The organism is Streptomyces sp. NPDC096339 (assembly GCF_044762985.1).
Lineage (GTDB): Bacteria > Actinomycetota > Actinomycetes > Streptomycetales > Streptomycetaceae > Streptomyces.
The window spans coordinates 36,515-50,962 of the sequence record NZ_JBIWFI010000003.1 but is presented as its reverse complement, the minus strand read 5'-3'; the positions used below and the strand labels follow the sequence as shown (position 1 = coordinate 50,962).

Sequence of the window (14,448 nt, the reverse complement as noted above, 5' to 3'; positions counted from 1 at the left end):
AAACGGTCGGCAATCCCCCGGCGACCCCCCGCTTGCGCAAAGACCGGTTGTTCACGCCCCGGTCACACGGTTCCGTCCCGCTGAGTGGGCTATGTCACGGCCGTACGCCGCGACCCGCCCGGGCCAGGTCCACCGCCGCCCGCTCCAGCTCCCCCGAGGCGTCCGAGATCCGCCGGCTCGCCCGCTCCACCTGCCCGGACAGCCTGCGCACCTCCACGAACACCCGCACGGCCAGCACGGACAGGACGGCGAGCCCCAGGAAACCCAAGGCGATTGCGATCATCGGCCACAGCATGGCAGGAGCCTAGACGAGGAACACCCTCAGACACTGCGCAGGGTGCTCACGCCACCACCCGTCAAGAGCTCCACAATCCGCTCACCAGCGGGTTTGCGGACCGCCGCACCGCACGCGGGACACGTGAAGGAGTAGAACGTGGCCCTGCGGCTGCCTCCGATCGCCAGACGCAGCGCACCCGCGTCCAGCTCGAAGCGGGCCCGGCAGTCGGGACAGGAGGCCTTGAAGGCGACGGGCCCGGACTTCTGCGACATCGACCCCGCCCCTCAGACCGTTTCCCCGTACCCCGCGAGTGCCTCTCGAGCCGCGCTCCGCGCACTCTCCGCCAGCTCCAGGGGCGCCACGATCCGCCCCTCCCGGCCCAGCCGCAGCGCCAGCCGGCGCAGCGACGCCGGATCCGGGCTGCGCAGCGTGATCCGCAGCCCACCGTCGGGCAGCTCCTCCGCGCTGTCGTGCGGGTAGTACTCGGCGACCCAGCGCCCGCCCGGCCCGACCTCGACCACGACCTCCGGGTCCTCCGCGGCCGGCTGGACGAGACCCTCGGACAGATCCCGCGGCTCGATCGCGGGCGGCTCCGCCCGCTCGTCCAGCAGCCGGATCTCCGCGACCCGGTCGAGGCGGAAGGTGCGCCGCGCCTCAGAGAGGTGGCACCACCCCTCCATGTACGTGTGCCCCACCGCGAACAACCGGATCGGGTCGACCTTGCGCTCGGTGAGCTCGTCGCGCGCCGGCGAGTAGTACCGCAGCCACAGCCTGCGACGCTCCGCGATGGCCCGGTCCACGTCCGCGAAGACCCCGCCCTCGGACTCGAAGGTCACCGACAGCCGGGAGGAGGCCCCGGCCGCCTCGCCCGCCGCCGCCTCCAACTTGGCCGTGGCCCGCAGCAGCGCCTCCCGGTCCTTCTCCCGCAGCCCCGGAAGCGTCGCCACCGCCCGCGCCGCCACCAGCAGCGCGGTCGCCTCGTCGGCGGCCAGCCGCAGCGGCTCCGCCGTGGACTCCCCCGACGCGTCGGGGTTGCGCCACCAGATGCGCTCCCCGTCGGTGTCGATGTCGAGCAGGTCACCGCCGCGGAAACTGGTCCCGCACATGGGCAGCACGTCGAGGTCCGAGATCAGCTCGTCCTCGGTGATCCCGAAAGCCCGCGCGACGTCGGCGACGTGCGCGCCCGGGCGCTCCCGCAGATACGTGACCAGGGACAGCATCCGGCGGGTCTGGTCGATGGCGTTGGCAGCCATGCTGGTACGTCTCCCCCTCAGGGCGTGCTCTTCGAATGGTGCGCTTGCATTGCGTTGGGGCACCGGCCGACCGGCCCTGCCGTTCCACCTCTGCGGTGAGGCGTCGGCGGTGAGGCGTCGGCGGTGAGGCCTCGGCGGTGAGCCGGCGCCGGTGGGGGATCGGCGTCCCCCTCGGCCGCGCCGGCTCAGGCCTTGGCGACGGCCCGCAGCCTGTCCACCACGTCCGCCCGGAGGTCGGCGGGCCCGACCACCACGACGTCCGGCCCGAACTCCACCAGCCAGGCGTCCAGCCCGTGCCCGTACGGGATCTCCAGCTCGTCCCAGCCGTCCCGGCCCTCCCGCACGGCCGTCGCCTTGGCCCGCAGCGGATATCCCGCGCCGGCCCGCAGACGGATCAGCGCCGAACGGTCCGCGCTCTCCCCCGCCCAGCTCGCCACGGTCTCCCGCACGGTCACCACGTCGGGCACCTCCGCGACGTACTTGCCTGCCCGCGAACGGACCTTCCCCGTGATCCGCGACAGGCGGAACACCCGCTCCGCACCACGGTCACGGTCGTACCCGGCCAGGTACCAGTGGCCCCGCCAGCACTCCAGCGCCCACGGCTCCACCTGCCGGGTCTCCGGCCGCGCCGCCGTCGACTTGCGGTAGTCGAACACCACCGGCCGCCGGTCCCGGCACGCCAGCATCAGCGGCTCGAACGCCGCCTCGTGCACCGGAATGCGGGGCTCGATGGCACTGTGCTGGCCCTCGTACGGATCCCCCGCCTCCGGCATCCCACCCGCACGCAGCTTCTGCAGGGCGCCACTGGCCGCCCCCGCCAGCCGCGCCTGCTGCCACACCTTCGCCGCCAGCCCCAGGGCCGCGGCCTCCTCGGCGTCCAGCGAGACGGGAGGCAGCCGATTGCTGTCCCGGCGCGCGAGATAACCGATCTCGCCCTCCAGGTTCTCCACCGTCTCGATCACCAGACCGAGTTCACGCAGATCGTCCTTGTCCCGCTCGAACATCCGGTTGAAGGACTCGTCGTTGCCGGCCTCGAGGTACGCCTCGATCGAACCCCGCAACTCCCGCTTGCTCAGCGGCCGACGCGTCCCCAGCAGACACAGCGCCAGATTCATCAGCCGCTCGGCCTTGGCAATCGCCATCGACGCCCATCCCCGCTTCCCTCGTACGCGCCCGCTCGCGGACACAGCCGTGACCGTTGACCGTACCGCCCCGGCGCGCCGGGACAAAAGCGAGGGGCCCCCGCCGACAGGCAGGGGCCCCGAAGCCGATCGAACGACAGTCCGATCAGGCGTCCATCAGGTCGCAGACGAAGATCAGCGCCTCGCCCGGGGCGATCGCGTTGCCCGCACCCCGGTCACCGTAGGCAAGGTGCGCCGGGATCGTCAGCTTGCGACGACCGCCGACCTTCATGCCCTGGACACCCTGGTCCCAGCCCTTGATGACCTGGCCGACACCCAGCTGGAACTGCAGCGCGCTGCCGCGGTTCCACGAAGCGTCGAACTCCTCACCGGTGGAGAAGGCCACGCCCACGTAGTGGACCTTGACGAAGGCGCCGACCTTGGCCTCGGCACCCTCGCCCACCCAGATGTCCTCGATCACCAGGTCGGCGGGAACCGGACCCTCGGGGAAATCGATCTCGGGCTTCTCGAGCTTGTCGCTCACGGAACTGCTCCTCAAACTTACGAACCGGTCAACCGGGACAGTCTTACATCACCGCGAGGATGTCGAGGCTGAAGACCAGCGTCGACTTAGCCGGAATGGACCCCTTCTCCTGGTCCCCGAACGCCATGTCCGGCGGGATCACCAGCAGGATGCGGCTGCCGACCTTCTTGCCGGTGATGCCCTCCTTCAGGCCCTTCACCGAAAGCTGCGACATCGGCCACGTCACCGTCGTGTCCGTCGCGTACGTGCTCTCGAACGTCTTGTCGTCCTTCCACGTCTTGCCGTGGAACTTGACCACGACGCTGTCGGTGTCCTTCACCGCAGCGCCGTCGCCCTCCAGGACGTAGTTCGACACCAGCTTCGCCGGCGGCTCCGTGTCCTTCGGAACGGTCACGGCGACTTCCTTGCCGTCCGTGTTCGTACCGACCTTCGGCAGCGCCTTGTCGTCCTGCGGGACTTCCTTGCCCGTCGCCGAGACCGGCACGGAAGCACCCTTGACGATGTCCACCACGAAGACCAGCGTCGCGTTCGGCTTGATCTTGTCGCCCGAGCCCTGGGCCCCGTAACCCAGGTCCGGCGGGATCACCAGCTCGACACGGCTGCCGACCTTCTGTCCCTCGAGACCCTGGTCCCAACCCTTGATGACGGCACCCGCACCGACGGTCAGATCGAACGTCTGACCACGGTCGAAGCTCTGGTCGAACGGCTCCTTGCCGTCCCACACCTGGCCGAGGTAATTGACCTGGGCGATGTCGCCCTTCTTCAGCACCGGGCCCTTGCCCTCGCTGACGGTCACCACCTTCAGCTCCTTCGGCGGCGTCCCCTTACCCGTCGACAGGGTGGGCTTCTGCCCGAACTCGGCACCCTTCGTGATCGCGGGCGCCCCGTTCTTCATCTGGGCGGAGTCGGAGCCGCTGTCACCACACGCCGCTGTCGACAGCAGCAGAAGGGGTACGACAAGCAGGCCGGCAAGTCGGCGCACGTGTTCCTCAGATCTCAGACGGCAAACGGTCGCCGCCACTCTAAGCCGTGAACAGGGCCCCGTACGAGACACATACGGGGCCCTGAGCACACGCCGGCGAGATCCACATCCCGAACTACATCCCGGCGATCAACTTCTCCACCCGGTCGTCCACCGACCGGAACGGGTCCTTGCACAGCACCGTCCGCTGCGCCTGGTCATTCAACTTCAGATGCACCCAGTCCACCGTGAAGTCCCGCCGCTGCTCCTGCGCCCGGCGAATGAAGTCACCACGCAACCGCGCCCGCGTCGTCTGCGGCGGCACCGACTTGCCCTCGAAGATCTTCAGGTCATTGCAGATCCGCGCCGCCTGCCCCTTGCGCTCCAGCAGGTAGTACAGCCCGCGCCGCCGGTGGATGTCGTGATACGCGAGGTCTATCTGAGCCACCCGCGGATTCGACATGGTCATGTTGTGCTTGGCCCGGTACCGCTCGATCAACTGGTACTTCATCACCCAGTCGATCTCGGTCCCGATCCGGTCCAGATCCTCCGCCTCGATCGCGTCGAGCGTCCGACCCCACAACTCCAGCACCTGCTCCACCGTGCCGGTACGGATCCCCCGGCGCTCGGCGAAGTCCACCGCCTTGTCGTAGTACTCCCGCTGGATCTCCAGCGCCGAAGCCTCCCGGCCACTCGCCAGCCGCACCTTGCGCTGACCCGTGATGTCGTGACTGACCTCACGGATCGCCCGGATCGGGTTCTCCAGCGTCAGGTCCCGCATCACCGTGCCCGCCTCGATCATGCGAAGCACCAGATCGGTCGCCCCGACCTTCAGCAGCATCGTCGTCTCGGACATGTTCGAGTCCCCGACGATCACGTGCAGCCGACGGTAACGCTCCGCATCCGCGTGCGGCTCGTCCCGCGTGTTGATGATCGGCCGGGACCGCGTCGTCGCCGAACTGACACCCTCCCAGATGTGCTCGGCCCGCTGGCTCACGCAGTACACCGCACCCCGCGGAGTCTGCAGCACCTTGCCCGCACCGCAGATCAACTGCCGCGTGACAAGGAACGGAATGAGGATGTCCGCCAAGCGCGAGAATTCCCCGTGCCGCGCCACCAGGTAGTTCTCGTGGCAGCCGTACGAGTTGCCCGCCGAGTCGGTGTTGTTCTTGAAGAGATAGACGTCGCCCGCGATTCCCTCCTCGTGCAGGCGCCGTTCGGCATCGACGAGCAGACCTTCCAGAATGCGCTCGCCCGCCTTGTCGTGCGTGACCAGTTCGGTCACGTTGTCGCATTCGGGTGTTGCGTATTCCGGATGCGAACCCACGTCCAAGTACAGGCGGGCACCGTTCCGCAGGAAGACATTGCTACTGCGGCCCCATGACACAACACGGCGGAAGAGGTAGCGCGCCACTTCGTCAGGAGACAGTCGGCGCTGTCCCCTGAACGTGCACGTGACGCCGTACTCGTTCTCCAGCCCGAAAATGCGGCGGTCCATGACTGAACATTACGCCTTCTGCCCCCTTCTGAAACCGGGTTCGCAGGCGCGGTTCGATCAGTTTCCCCGAAACCCCCGACGACCCGCCGCAAAACACCCGGAGGCCGGCCGGAAAAGCACGACACGACACCTGTGCATACCCGACCGGCCCCCGACGAAACCACGAAACCTCAGCCCTGCCCGGCAGAAGCCTCCACCACGGCCGCGGCCCCCGCCGAACCCGCAACCGCACGGCTGCGCCCCCGCGCCCCGAGCACCCGCTGAGTGACCATCAAGACCAACAGCGCCGCCGCCCCGCCCGCACTCGCCACACCGAAGCCCGCCGCCGTACCACCCAGTTCCACCGCCGGACCCGCGACCGCCGTACCGATCGCCGCACCGACCCCGAAGAACGTCACCAACCACGAGAACGCCTCGGTCACCGTCCCCACCGGAGCATGCCGGTCCACCACGATGAACGCACACGCGATCGCCGGCGCCAGGAACACGCCCGCGAGCGCCGACAGCCCCGTCATCGCCACCGCACCCGGAACCAGCATCAACGGCAGATAACACACCGCCAGCAACGCCACCAAACCCAGCAGCCGCCGCTCCGGCGCACCCGCCCACTGCCGCGCCCCGTACCCGACACCACCCACCAACGCACCCAGACCCAGCGCCGCCATCAGCCAGCCGTACACCACCTGCCCACCGTGACCGTCCGCATACGCCACCCCGGCCACCGTGATCGACCCCAGCGCCGACCCCACGAAGAAGAACGCCCCCAGCAGCGCCAACAGCCCCCGCGAACGCAGCGCCCCCAGCCAATGAGCCTCACGCGGCTCCGAACGCCACGCCTTCGACGGCTCCGAAACCACCACCGACAGCGCACCCAGCACCCCGATACCGTTGAGCGCCAGCAGCGCCCCGGCCGGAGACCACAACGCCACGAACAGCGTCACCAGCAGCGGACCGACCGTGAACATGACCTCCTGGGCCACCGCGTCCATCGCGTACGCCTGGTGCACCCGCTCCTCACGACCGCCCAGCACACTCGGCCACAGCGCCCGCAGCCCGCCCTCCAGCGGCGGCGTGAACAGACCCGCGATCACCACCGCGGCGTACGCCGCCACCGCCGACCCGGTACCCGCCCACGCCAGCCACACCATGCCCAGCGCCGACACCACCGCCGCCGGCAGCTGCACCCGAGGCTGCCCGTACAGGTCCACCGCCCGCCCCAGCAGGGGCTGACCCACCGCGTTCGCCACGCCGTACACCGCGGCCAGCGCCCCCGCCAGGCTGTAGCTGCCACCCTCGGCCCGCGTGAACAGCACGATCGCGATCGCCGCCGTCGCGTTCGGCAGCCGCCCCACCAACGTGCCCACCAGCAGCCTCGCGGCATGCCGGGTCCTGAGCAGTTCCGCGTATCCCGCGGCCATGACCGCCCCCTTCTGCCCGGACCCATGCCGGAGTAATACGTATAACGTGACCCGTCATACGTACCATGGCCCCAGTCCACCGGTCCACCCGCCAGAACCCCAGATCCGTTCTGACCACGCACTTCGGGAGCCCCCTGTGACGAGACCCACCAGCCGGGACGTCGCCACCGCCGCCGGGGTCTCCCAGGCCACCGTCTCCCTCGTCCTCGGCGACAAATGGCGCGGCCGCGTCTCCGAACGCACCGCCGACCTCGTCCGCCAAACCGCCACCACCCTCGGCTACCGCCCCAACCTCGCCGCCCGCAACCTCCGCCTCGGCACCACCCGCACCGCCCTCCTCGTCGTCCCCGCCCTCACCAACGAATTCTTCGCCCGTGTCTACACCGGCGCCGCCCGCATCGCCGCCGAACACGGCTTCGGCGTCGTCCTCTACCCCTCCCCCGACGGCACCGGCCCCGCCCGCGACCCCTTCGCCTCCGCCCGCGCCGCCCTCGACGGAGTCATCGCCTCCTCCATGGCCGCCGACACCCTCCACGCCATCGGCGGGGACGCACTCCCCCTCGTCATGCTCGACAGCGACCCGGCCGCCGGCGGCTCCGCCCACGTCAACCTCGCCGTGGCCGACGGCATGCGCCAGGTCGTCCACCACCTCGAAAGCCACGGCCACCGCCGCTTCCTCCACCTCGCCTCCGCCATCGACAGCTGGACCTTCGACGTCCGCCGCCGCGCCCTCACCACCCACCTCGACCCCCACACCGAACTGCGCACCGTCCGCGCCCCCCTCAGCGTCGACGCCGCCCGCACCACCATGGAAGCCGCCCTGGCAACGCCCGGACCCCGCCCCACGGCCGTCGTCTGCGACGACGACATCCTCGCCGCCGGCGCCTGCAAAGCCGCCCGCCGCCTGGGCCTGCGCATCCCCGACGACCTCTCCGTCACCGGCTTCGACGACCTCGCCCTCGCCACCGCCGTCGAACCCGAACTCACCACCATCCACCTCCCCGCCGAACGCATCGGCGAACAGGGCATGACCGCCCTCCTCGCCGTCCTCGAAGGCACCCCCTGGACCGCCCCCGACCTCCCCGTGAAACTCGTCGTACGCGACTCCTCGGGCCCCGCCCCCACCTCCTGAACGCACGAAAACCCCGGCCCGCCGAAACGGCGAACCGGGGCCCCGCACATCACTCCTACTCGGCGTCGTCCTCCGGCGCCTCGTCGTTCGACACGGCATCGGCCTGAGCCGCCGCCGGAACCTCCGCCTCCAGCAGCCGCGACAGCTGCCGACCACGGATCCGCTTGAACTTCCGCTGCTGCGACCGCGTACGGTCCAGCACCGCGACCTCCAGCCGCTCGGCCGGAATCGTCTTGTCCGCACTGTTCGCCTGGCTGGACAGCGCCTGCACCGCCAGCTTCAGCGCCTCGGACAGGGTCATCCCGTCCTGGTGACGCTGATCCAGGTACGTGCTGATCTGCTCGGCATTACCGCCAACGGCAACCGAACCGTGCTCGTCGACGATCGAACCGTCATGCGGAAGCCGGTAGATCTGGTCCCCCGCAGCGGTGGCCCCCACCTCGGCGACGACCAACTCCACCTCGTACGGCTTCTCACCCGCACTGGAGAAGATCGTGCCGAGCGTCTGCGCGTACACGTTCGCCAGCCCACGGGCCGTCACATCGTCACGGTCGTAGGTGTATCCACGCAGATCCGCGTACCGCACACCGCCGATCCGCAGGTTCTCGTACTCGTTGTACTTGCCGGCGGCCGCGAAGCCGATCCGGTCGTAGATCTCGCTGAACTTGTGCAGCGCACGGGACGGGTTCTCGCCGACGAACACGATGCCGTCGGCGTACTGGATCACGACAAGGCTGCGACCGCGGGCGATGCCCTTCCGGGCGTATTCCGCCCGGTCGGCCATGGCCTGCTGGGGTGACACATAGAACGGAGTCGACACCGGCTTTCCGTCCCTTTCTTCTGGGCGACGAGCGGACAGGTCAGAGCAGGGCGGCGCGCGGACCGTCGGGCTCCTGGAGCCGGCGGTCCGTCACCTTGCGGGCGAGTGCCTGCGACTCGTCGTCATCCAGCCTGCGGAAGCCCTCGTCGGTAATGACGGTGACGATGGGGTAGATGTGGCGGTACAGGTCCGGACCGCCCGTCGCCGAGTCGTCGTCGGCGGCGTCGTAGAGGGCCTGCACGACCAGCGTGGTGGCCTGCTCCTCCGTCAGATCCGGGCGGAAGAGCTTCTTCATCGAACCGCGGGCGAAGATCGAGCCCGATCCGGTGGCGGCGTAGCCGTGCTCCTCGGAGCGGCCGCCGGTCACGTCGTAGGAGAAGATCCGGCCCTTCTCCTTGGCCTCGTCGTAACCCGCGAAGAGCGGCACGACGGCCAGACCTTGCATGGCCATGCCCAGATTGCTCCGGATCATGGTGGACAGCCGGTTCGCCTTGCCCTCCAGGGAGAGGGTCGTCCCCTCGACCTTCTCGAAGTGCTCCAGCTCCAGCTGGAACAGCTTCACCATCTCCACGGCCAGGCCGGCCGTACCGGCGATGCCCACCGCGGAGTACTCGTCGGCCGGGAACACCTTCTCGATGTCCCGCTGCGCGATCATGTTCCCCATGGTCGCCCGCCGGTCACCGGCGAGCACGACCCCTCCGGGGAAGGTGGCGGCGACGATGGTGGTGCCGTGCGGCGCCTCGACGACACCTTCCGGGAGCTTGCGGTTCCCGGGGAGCATCTCGGGCGAGTGCGCACCCAGGAAGTCCATGAAGGACGACGACCCCGGCGTCAGGAAGGCTGCCGGTAGACGCCCTGTGCTACGAGTGTTGGGTTCCACAGGTTTCCTTCCACGTAAGCGGCTGCACGCCGTATGACGTCCGGCCGATCCTTGAACTGCCCCAGGGCTGCGTTGCAGCTGAAGCACAGTACGCCTCGGACCTTACCCGTCTGATGATCGTGATCAACGTGCTCGGCGGGGGCATCTCGGCAGATCACGCACACGCCACCCTGAGCGGCGATCATCTCGTCGCGCTCAGCCTCGGTAATTCCGTACCTCCGCATGAAGTAACTCGCCCTGTTGCGCTTCGCCCGGCACGAACGGCAGTAGCTGGACCATCCGTCCGAGGTGGTTTTGTTGGGCTCCCATTCCGAGTGCGGCTTGATCTCTTCGCACTGCGGACACCGTTTGTGACCGGACGGCACGTCCACCTTGGCCCGCACCGTCCGCCCCTTTGCCTCCTGCCGGGCCTTGTAGTACTCGGCCCAACACACGCGGCAGTAGGCCTGTAAGCCGTCGGCCGCCGAGCGGTTGTTCGCGAACTCCCCCCGCGGTTTGTCCTGCTTGCAGCGCGAACACCGCTTCGTACCCTCGGACACTTACTCTTGCCCCCCACCTTCGATTCGAAGGTCAAATGGCCTTACTGGCCACCTTTCTGAACGAACGACCGCACGAAGTCCTCAGCATTCTCCTCGAGGACATCGTCAATCTCGTCAAGAACCGAGTCGACGTCGTCGGAGAGCTTCTCCTGCCGCTCCTTGAGATCGGTCGATTCCTCGACCGCAGCCTCCTCGACCTCCTCGGTCGAGCGCTGCGCCTTCTGCTGTCCGCCGCCGGTGTCCTTGGTCGCCATGTCTACCTCACCCCGCTCGGTTCGCACGCTCATGTCGAGAGACCCCGGGATTCGGGATCTCTCAAGATCAGACCCTACGCCGGACCCTACAAGGAGGGTCCGACATTCGTCCCCGCACTTTCATAACGTCCGGCTGATTTCATGATTCCCGGACCGGGGCCCTTTCAGGCCCCGAAGACACCACTTCACTGACCGGAAAGCACCCGCACCAGGTCCTCCGCCGTGCGGCAGCGGTCCAGGAGCTCCTTGACGTGGTTCCGGGTCCCCCTCAGGGGTTCCATGGTCGGGACCCGCTGGAGCGAATCCCGGCCCGGGAGGTCGAAGATCACCGAGTCCCAGGAGGCCGCCGCCACGTCGTCCGCGTACTGCTCCAGGCAGCGGCCGCGGAAGTAGGCCCGGGTGTCCTCCGGGGGCTTGGCGGCCGCCCGCTCCACCGCCGGCTCGTCCACCAGTCGCTTCATCTTGCCGCGGGCCACCAGGCGGTTGTACAGGCCCTTCTCGGGCCGTACGTCCGAGTACTGGAGGTCCACCAGGTGCAACCGGGCCGCGTCCCACTCCAGGCCGTCACGGCGCCGGTAGCCCTCCAGGATCTCCCGCTTGGCGATCCAGTCCAGCTCCCCCGACAGGCTCATCGGGTCGGTCTCCAGCCGCCCCAGGACGTCCTCCCAGCGGGCCAGGACGTCCTTGGTCTGGTCGTCCGCGTCGGAGCCGTACCGCTCGTCCACGTACTTCCTGGCCAGCTCGAAGTACTCCATCTGCAGTTGCACGGCGGTGAGGGTGCGGCCGCTGCGCAGGGTGATCAGATGTTGCAGGTCCGGGTCGTGGGAGACCTGGTGGAGGGTGCGTACGGGCTGGTCGACGGCCAGGTCGACGCTGATGAACCCGTCCTCGATCATCCCGAGGACCAGCGAGGTCGTGCCCAGCTTCAGGTACGTCGAGATCTCGGAGAGGTTCGCGTCTCCGATGATCACGTGGAGCCGGCGGTACTTCTCGGCGTCGGAGTGGGGCTCGTCGCGGGTGTTGATGATGGGGCGCTTGAGGGTGGTCTCCAGGCCGACCTCGACCTCGAAGTAGTCCGCTCGCTGGCTGATCTGGAAGCCGTGCTCGCGGCCGTCCTGGCCGATGCCCACGCGTCCGGCGCCGGTGACGACCTGGCGGGAGACGAAGAAGGGGGTCAGGTGGCGCACGATCTCCGAGAAGGGGGTTTCCCGCTTCATCAGGTAGTTCTCGTGCGTGCCGTAGGAGGCGCCCTTGTTGTCGGTGTTGTTCTTGTAGAGGTGGATCGGCTGGGCGCCGGGCAGCTGGGCGGCGCGTACGGCGGCCTCGGCCATGATCCGCTCGCCGGCCTTGTCCCAGAGGACGGCGTCGAGCGGGTTGGTGATCTCCGGGGAGCTGTATTCCGGGTGTGCGTGGTCGACGTAGAGCCGTGCGCCGTTGGTGAGGATGACGTTGGCGAGGCCGATGTCCTCGTCGGTGAGCTGGCTGTTGTCCGCGGCCTCGCGGGCGAGGTCGAAGCCCCTGGCGTCCCGCAGCGGATTCTCCTCCTCGAAGTCCCAGCGGGCGCGGCGCGCCCGGTGCATCGCCGCCGCGTAGGCGTTGACGATCTGGGACGAGGTGAGCATGGCATTGGCGTTCGGGTGGCCCGGGACGGAGATCCCGTACTCCGTCTCGATCCCCATTACTCGCCGTACGGTCATGCGGCCCTCCTTGCCCGGCGGCGCTCCTCGTCGGGAGCGGCGCTCAAGTACCGCTGGTGCTCCGGTGCGCGTGCCTGTGCCTGTTCCTGTGCGGTGCCCGTCCCCGCACTGCGCGTCCGGCGGCGGTAAGGAAGAGCGTAGAACCACTTCGCACTCGTGGGGAGATCATTTCCGTCATTGAATTGGCCTCGTCACCGGCTGAAAATCGGCCGGTAAAGCAGTCGGCTGCGGATGCCCGGGGAGGGCATCCGCAGCCGCTCCGCTTGGTCAGAGGTACTGACCGGTGTTTGCCACCGTGTCGATGGAGCGTCCGGTGTCCGCGCCTTGCTTTCCGGTGACGAGGGTGCGGATGAATACGATCCGCTCGCCCTTCTTTCCGGAGATTCGGGCCCAGTCGTCCGGGTTGGTGGTGTTGGGAAGGTCCTCGTTCTCCTTGAACTCGTCCACGCATGCCTGGAGGAGGTGGGAGACCCGGAGGCCCTTCTGGTTGTGTTCGAGGAAGGCCTTGATGGCCATCTTCTTGGCCCGGTCCACGATGTTCTGGATCATGGCGCCGGAGTTGAAGTCCTTGAAGTAGAGGACTTCCTTGTCGCCGTTGGCGTACGTGACCTCGAGGAAGCGGTTTTCCTCGGTTTCGGCGTACATCTGCTCGACGACTGTCTGGATCATGCTGTGGACGGTGCCGGCCGGGGAGTCCTGGTGTTCGGACAGGTCGTCCGTGTGCAGGGGCAGCGAGGCCTTGAGGTACTTGGCGAAGATGTCCTTGGCGGCTTCGGCGTCCGGGCGCTCGATCTTGATCTTCACGTCGAGGCGTCCGGGGCGCAGGATGGCCGGGTCGATCATGTCTTCGCGGTTGGAGGCGCCGATGACGATGACGTTCTCCAGGCCTTCCACGCCGTCGATCTCGGCGAGCAGCTGGGGGACGATGGTGTTCTCCACGTCCGAGCTGACGCCGGATCCGCGGGTGCGGAAGAGGGATTCCATCTCGTCGAAGAAGACGATGACGGGGGTGCCCTCGCTGGCCTTTTCGCGGGCACGCTGGAAGACGAGGCGGATGTGCCGCTCGGTCTCGCCGACGTACTTGTTGAGGAGTTCGGGTCCCTTGATGTTCAGGAAGTAGGACTTTCCTGCTGCCTGTCCGGTCACCTCGGCGACCTTCTTGGCAAGGGAGTTGGCGACGGCCTTGGCGATGAGCGTCTTGCCGCAGCCGGGCGGGCCGTAGAGCAGGATGCCCTTCGGGGGCCGCAGTTCGTGCTCCTTGAAGAGGTCGGGGTAGAGGTACGGGAGCTCGACCGCGTCGCGGATCAGCTCGATCTGGTCGCCCAGGCCGCCGATCTTGTCGTAGTCGATGTCGGGGACCTCTTCGAGGACGAGGTCTTCGACCTCGCTCTTGGGGACCACTTCGTAGACGTAGCCGGAGCGGGGTTCGAGCAGGAGGGCGTCGCCGGGGCGGATGGTGATGTCCAGGAGCGGCTCGGCGAGCCTCACCACCCTTTCCTCGTCGGTGTGCCCGACGACCAGGGCGCGCTCGCCGTCCTCGAGGATTTCCTTGAGGGTGACGATGTCCCCGGCCCGCTCGAATTCCATGGCCTCGACCACGTTGAGCGCTTCGTTGAGCATGACTTCCTGGCCGCGCCGGAGGTCTTCCGGGTCGACGCTGGGGCTGACGTTCACGCGGAGCTTTCGGCCTCCGGTGAAGATGTCGACGGTGCCGTCCTCGTTGGCTTGCAGGAAGACGCCGAAGCCGGCCGGTGGCTGTGCGAGCCGGTCGACTTCCTCCTTGAGGGCGACGATCTGGTCGCGGGCCTCACGGAGGGTATTCGCGAGTCGTTCGTTCTGTGCGGAGACGCCGGCCAGGTTTGTCTGAAGCTCGACGATCCGCTCTTCGAGAATCCTCGTGTGTCGCGGAGAGTCGGCGAGCTTGCGGCGCAGGACGGCGATTTCCTGCTCGAGATAGGCAACCTGGCCGGCGGGGTCCTCAGACCCTCGCCCGGGCCGGATGCCGCGGTTGATGTCGTCGTCGTGGGCTGCCACGGTCCTCACCTCCTCCAAGG

Annotated in this window: 15 protein-coding genes; 1 reads left to right on the top strand and 14 read right to left on the bottom strand. The window is 68.3% G+C overall.

The features are described from left to right. Positions 1-94 precede the first annotated feature (94 nt). From ACIQ5Y_RS06785 to ACIQ5Y_RS06750, 8 genes are all read right to left on the bottom strand, one after another. Positions 95-295, bottom strand: a complete 201-nt coding sequence (locus ACIQ5Y_RS06785) for a hypothetical protein (protein WP_403875817.1) — start codon at positions 293-295, stop codon at positions 95-97. 26 nt (positions 296-321) lie between these two features. Next, entirely contained in the window at positions 322-549 is a 228-nt protein-coding gene (locus tag ACIQ5Y_RS06780) for a hypothetical protein (RefSeq protein WP_403875814.1), read from the bottom strand. Positions 550-561: 12 nt separating this feature from the next. Beyond that, positions 562-1,530, bottom strand: a complete 969-nt coding sequence (locus ACIQ5Y_RS06775; RefSeq protein WP_403875812.1) for a helix-turn-helix transcriptional regulator — start codon at positions 1,528-1,530, stop codon at positions 562-564. Positions 1,531-1,715: 185 nt separating this feature from the next. Continuing rightward, complete coding sequence (locus ACIQ5Y_RS06770; protein WP_403875809.1) at positions 1,716-2,672, bottom strand: helix-turn-helix transcriptional regulator; 957 nt, start codon at positions 2,670-2,672, stop codon at positions 1,716-1,718. Positions 2,673-2,817: 145 nt separating this feature from the next. Next, on the bottom strand, positions 2,818-3,195 hold the full coding sequence (locus tag ACIQ5Y_RS06765) for an FKBP-type peptidyl-prolyl cis-trans isomerase (RefSeq protein ID WP_403875806.1): 378 nt from the start codon (positions 3,193-3,195) through the stop codon (positions 2,818-2,820). 43 nt (positions 3,196-3,238) lie between these two features. Beyond that, complete coding sequence (locus ACIQ5Y_RS06760) at positions 3,239-4,177, bottom strand: FKBP-type peptidyl-prolyl cis-trans isomerase (protein WP_403875803.1); 939 nt, start codon at positions 4,175-4,177, stop codon at positions 3,239-3,241. A gap of 115 nt (positions 4,178-4,292) precedes the next feature. Then, entirely contained in the window at positions 4,293-5,654 is a 1,362-nt protein-coding gene (gene pafA, locus ACIQ5Y_RS06755; RefSeq protein ID WP_384582297.1) for a Pup--protein ligase, read from the bottom strand. 170 nt (positions 5,655-5,824) lie between these two features. Beyond that, positions 5,825-7,072, bottom strand: a complete 1,248-nt coding sequence (locus tag ACIQ5Y_RS06750) for an MFS transporter (RefSeq protein ID WP_403875800.1) — start codon at positions 7,070-7,072, stop codon at positions 5,825-5,827. Between the two features lie 136 nt (positions 7,073-7,208). Between ACIQ5Y_RS06750 and ACIQ5Y_RS06745 the strand changes: the two genes are divergently transcribed. Continuing rightward, positions 7,209-8,204, top strand: a complete 996-nt coding sequence (locus ACIQ5Y_RS06745) for a LacI family DNA-binding transcriptional regulator (RefSeq protein ID WP_403875797.1) — start codon at positions 7,209-7,211, stop codon at positions 8,202-8,204. Between the two features lie 55 nt (positions 8,205-8,259). Here ACIQ5Y_RS06745 and prcA read toward each other — a convergent pair whose 3' ends face one another. The 6 genes from prcA to arc form a co-directional block, all read right to left on the bottom strand. Continuing rightward, the gene (prcA, locus tag ACIQ5Y_RS06740) at positions 8,260-9,024 is read right to left on the bottom strand and encodes a proteasome subunit alpha (protein ID WP_403875794.1); all 765 of its coding nucleotides are present in this window, start codon (positions 9,022-9,024) and stop codon (positions 8,260-8,262) included. A gap of 40 nt (positions 9,025-9,064) precedes the next feature. Further along, complete coding sequence (gene prcB / locus ACIQ5Y_RS06735; RefSeq protein WP_403875791.1) at positions 9,065-9,904, bottom strand: proteasome subunit beta; 840 nt, start codon at positions 9,902-9,904, stop codon at positions 9,065-9,067. Further along, on the bottom strand, positions 9,856-10,443 hold the full coding sequence (locus ACIQ5Y_RS06730; RefSeq protein ID WP_403875788.1) for an endonuclease VII domain-containing protein: 588 nt from the start codon (positions 10,441-10,443) through the stop codon (positions 9,856-9,858). The genes prcB and ACIQ5Y_RS06730 overlap by 49 nt, the downstream gene beginning before the upstream one ends. Positions 10,444-10,484: 41 nt before the next feature. Next, a complete protein-coding gene (locus ACIQ5Y_RS06725; protein ID WP_133898495.1) occupies positions 10,485-10,697 on the bottom strand; it encodes a ubiquitin-like protein Pup in 213 nt (70 codons plus the stop codon). 185 nt (positions 10,698-10,882) lie between these two features. Continuing rightward, complete coding sequence (dop, locus tag ACIQ5Y_RS06720; protein WP_403875785.1) at positions 10,883-12,394, bottom strand: depupylase/deamidase Dop; 1,512 nt, start codon at positions 12,392-12,394, stop codon at positions 10,883-10,885. A gap of 267 nt (positions 12,395-12,661) precedes the next feature. Continuing rightward, complete coding sequence (arc, locus tag ACIQ5Y_RS06715; protein WP_403875782.1) at positions 12,662-14,428, bottom strand: proteasome ATPase; 1,767 nt, start codon at positions 14,426-14,428, stop codon at positions 12,662-12,664. Positions 14,429-14,448: the final 20 nt, after the last annotated feature.

What these genes read in the sequence shown, in the direction of transcription:
- ACIQ5Y_RS06785 (WP_403875817.1), bottom strand. Translation starts at nt 295, where the DNA reads ATGCTGTGGCCGATGATCGCAATCGCCTTGGGTTTCCTGGGGCTCGCC.
- ACIQ5Y_RS06780 (WP_403875814.1), bottom strand. Translation starts at nt 549, where the DNA reads ATGTCGCAGAAGTCCGGGCCCGTCGCCTTCAAGGCCTCCTGTCCCGAC.
- ACIQ5Y_RS06775 (WP_403875812.1), bottom strand. Translation starts at nt 1,530, where the DNA reads ATGGCTGCCAACGCCATCGACCAGACCCGCCGGATGCTGTCCCTGGTC.
- ACIQ5Y_RS06770 (WP_403875809.1), bottom strand. Translation starts at nt 2,672, where the DNA reads ATGGCGATTGCCAAGGCCGAGCGGCTGATGAATCTGGCGCTGTGTCTG.
- pafA (WP_384582297.1), bottom strand. Translation starts at nt 5,654, where the DNA reads ATGGACCGCCGCATTTTCGGGCTGGAGAACGAGTACGGCGTCACGTGC.
- ACIQ5Y_RS06750 (WP_403875800.1), bottom strand. Translation starts at nt 7,072, where the DNA reads ATGGCCGCGGGATACGCGGAACTGCTCAGGACCCGGCATGCCGCGAGG.
- ACIQ5Y_RS06725 (WP_133898495.1), bottom strand. Translation starts at nt 10,697, where the DNA reads ATGGCGACCAAGGACACCGGCGGCGGACAGCAGAAGGCGCAGCGCTCG.
- dop (WP_403875785.1), bottom strand. Translation starts at nt 12,394, where the DNA reads ATGACCGTACGGCGAGTAATGGGGATCGAGACGGAGTACGGGATCTCC.